Consider the following 3,146-nt stretch of genomic DNA (forward strand, 5'->3'; position numbering starts at 1 on the left):
GATCCGGTGGCGTTCGCAGGCGCGTCGCAGCGTGTCCGCCAGTTCGTCATCCATGACGTGCAGGGCAGAGATGTTGACCGCAACGGGCAGGGGGTTGCCGGTCGCGGCGAGAAGGGCGGCGTACTGCGCGGCTCTCTCGATCGCCAGGTTCCCCAACGATGATGCCATGCCGTTGTGCTCCGCCAGTGGCACGAAAACGCCGGGTGGCACCTGGCCATACTCCTCGGTCGTCCAGCGTGCCAGCAGTTCGGCACCGATCACGCGATTGCCGTCATCGAACTTGGGCTGGACGACGAAATCGATCGAATCCTTGGCGATCGCCTCGCGCAGGCGCGAGAGCATCGATATCTGCTCCAGGTTGTGATGTTTCAATTCCCGGTGGTAGGCGACGATGGCGTTCTTGCCCCTGTCCTTGGCGGCGTACATGGCGATGTCCGCATGCTTGAGCAGGGTCTCGCCATCGCGACCGTTCTCGGGGGCGTGGACGATGCCGATGCTGGCGGTGACGCTGATCTGATGCCCGCTGATCACCATGGGATGGGATAGCGCCTCGAGAAGTCGCCTGGCGATCTTGTCGGCCAGCTGCCTGTCGCTGTCGACGTCGATCACCACCACGAATTCATCGCCGCCCCAGCGTGCGACCAGGTCCTTGCTCCGTAGCGTGGCACGCAGGCGCTTGACCATGATTTTCAGTAGCGCATCGCCCGACTGGTGGCCCAGCGAATCGTTGATGTACTTGAAGCCATCGAGATCGACGAAAAGCACCGCCAAGCTATGTTCCGGGGCGAGCTTGAGCAGGCGCCGGTTCAGGGTCTGCTGAAGCGTCGCCCGGTTGGGGAGCTGGGTCAGCGTGTCGATTCTGGCGAGATGTTCGAGTTCCCGCTCGGAACGCTTGCGGGCGGAGATGTCGCGCAGGGCAACGATGTAATGGGTTTGCCCGGTATCACCCAGCGTGAAGTGACTCAGTGCCAGCTCGACGGGAATGGGAGGCTCTCCGTCGACGTGAAAGAGCCCCTCGTGGTGCAGGGTTCGGTCACTGACCGCGGTCGCTGACGGATCGGACCTCAGGACCTCGGCTTCGATGTAGCGCTGCAGCGCCTGGCCCTGCATCTGGTCCGGTGGCCGGCCGCCGAGCTCGGTGAAGGCATCGTTGGTCTCGAGGATGTGCCAGCGCTCGTCCACCACCAGCATCGGATCGCGGGAGGCTGCGAAAGCGTGAGCTCTCACGCTGCTACGCCCACGTTGATCGCGGGGGTCGTCGATGATCTCCCAGGTGCCGGTAGCGACGAGTGGCGCCGTCGCCTCGTCCCTGGCGACGACCGCGCCACGGACACGCCACCAGACCGTGGGTTGGCGGGTGTCGGCGCGTATCAACAGGTCGATGTCACTCTGCTCGCCGCCGTTGATGCGCCGCCAGAGCGAGATCAAGCGGCGGCGCTCGGTCGATGGCATCGTCTTCAGCAGCGACCACCAGTCGATCCACATCTGCTCATGCGTTTCGACGGTGTCGCCCACGGCCGTGCCACACAGGAAGCCGCGGTCCGGAGACGACCATCGCCAATAGGAGGCCCTGGCGGCCGTCATCGCTTCCAGCAGCCAGAGGCGATGGGTTTCGTCCCCGGTCATCGAATGCCGCGACGACACCGGGGTCGAGGTCGCCCCTCCGGCGGTTCTTCCGCCATCGAGAGGCTGGTCACTCTGTGGATCGTCATCAATGGGCATGAAGTGGATCTCGATCGCGCTGAATGGCGAAATGCATTCACGCGGCGTGATGGAAACCGTATCGGCGGCTTCAGTGAAAACTTGATGTCAGGGCGTCGCCCATGCGCAGTTGGCGCCAATCATGATCGTGCAAGGCGCCCAACCGGGCTCGGGCTTTACAGCAGCGCGATGGCGAACAGAGCCAGAACCGCGAGAAAACCCACCACGAAGATCGCCGAACGCAGGGTGGCCAGATCCAGCGCATAGCAGAGGCCATGGCCGATCCGGGCCACCACGAAGATGACGCAGGCGACATCCGCCAGCCAGCCGCCGCTCCCCACTGTCTCGACGGCGACGATGGCGGCGGTGAACAGGGCCAGGGCTTCCCAGGCATTCTGCTGTGCCGCCCAGAGACGGGCGCCTCGGCCCTCCATTCGCGCGTACTGCTGGCGCGGGTGATGATTGTCCATCCGCCCAAATTCACGCCGCCTGACACTGCTGCCCCAGAAGGCCAGCCAGAACGGTAACAGGGCGGTTATCAGCAGACACCACAGCGGTAGATTCATCGCCATCCTCTCGATCGGCTTCCCTTCGCGACATTTTCCCGTCTCTCTCGATCAAGGTAGCAGATCGCCTGCCAGCCGCTGCTTCCGTGTCATCGATCCTTTCGGCGAGAAGCCGGGGTGGGGCGGCGTCATCCTCGAATGACCCGGCAGCGGGCGTTGCCGCAGGTCGGAGGACTCACCCCAGGCTCACCGCATGTCTGATGAGGATGACTCATGGCAGGTATTGCCAAGGGTGCCAAAGGAGCGTCGATGGCCGGGATCAACCATTGGCCGGCACCGCGGTGGCGGGGGCACCGGTCTGCTCGACGCGGGAGAGGATGCCGGCGACATCCGTCAGGGTCGATGTGTCGAGCTGGCCGACGGCCGCGTCGAGATAGGTGCGATCCTTGAGATAGAGGCACAGCGTCTCGACGAAGCGGATGCGCAGGTCGTAGAGCGAAGAGCGGGCGTCGAGCACGTCGACCAGGTCCCTCAAGCCCAGCGACTCACCCCGAATCGCCGCCTGCAGGAACAGGCTTCCTGATTCCACCGAGCGCTGCAGGGCTTCGATCTGGCGCAGGTCGCCCTGCATGCTTCTCAAGCGTTTGCGGACTTCCTGCTTGGCCAAACGACTCTCGTTCTCCACCGATGCCGTTCCGGCGAGCGCCGTCAGTTCCCCCTGGCGGATGCTGGCGGTCGTGTATCCCCCCTGGTAGAGCGACAGGTTCATCTCCACGCTGGCGGTCAGGTCGCTGCTGGTGCGCAGCGCATCGTTACTGTCGACATCGCTGTAGCCGACGACCAGGTTGAGCTCGGGATAGCGGGAGGCGCGACGCACGTCGGTGTCGATCCTGGCGACGCGCTGACGCTCGGCGGCCAGCTGGACCTGGACGTTATCCC

The 3,146-nt window shown here is 64.4% G+C and carries 3 protein-coding genes; all 3 read right to left on the reverse strand.

Features of this window, described 5'->3' with window-relative positions; translation table 11 throughout:
* Positions 1-1,722, reverse strand: a 1,722-nt coding sequence (locus tag AC3AYF_RS19580) for a putative bifunctional diguanylate cyclase/phosphodiesterase (RefSeq protein WP_487780228.1), incomplete at its 3' end; no start/stop codon positions are given.
* A gap of 155 nt (positions 1,723-1,877) precedes the next feature.
* Entirely contained in the window at positions 1,878-2,267 is a 390-nt protein-coding gene (locus tag AC3AYF_RS19585; protein WP_295038856.1) for an MAPEG family protein, read from the reverse strand.
* A 259-nt stretch (positions 2,268-2,526) separates the two neighbouring features.
* Positions 2,527-3,146: TolC family protein (locus tag AC3AYF_RS19590; protein ID WP_295038859.1), on the reverse strand; the 620-nt coding region annotated here is incomplete at its 5' end.

The sequence above is a fragment of the Salinicola sp. genome (genome assembly GCF_982684285.1).

Bases quoted from the DNA above. Each gene is read 5' to 3' on its own strand.
- AC3AYF_RS19585 (WP_295038856.1), bottom strand. From the start codon at position 2,267: ATGAATCTACCGCTGTGGTGTCTGCTGATAACCGCCCTGTTACCGTTC.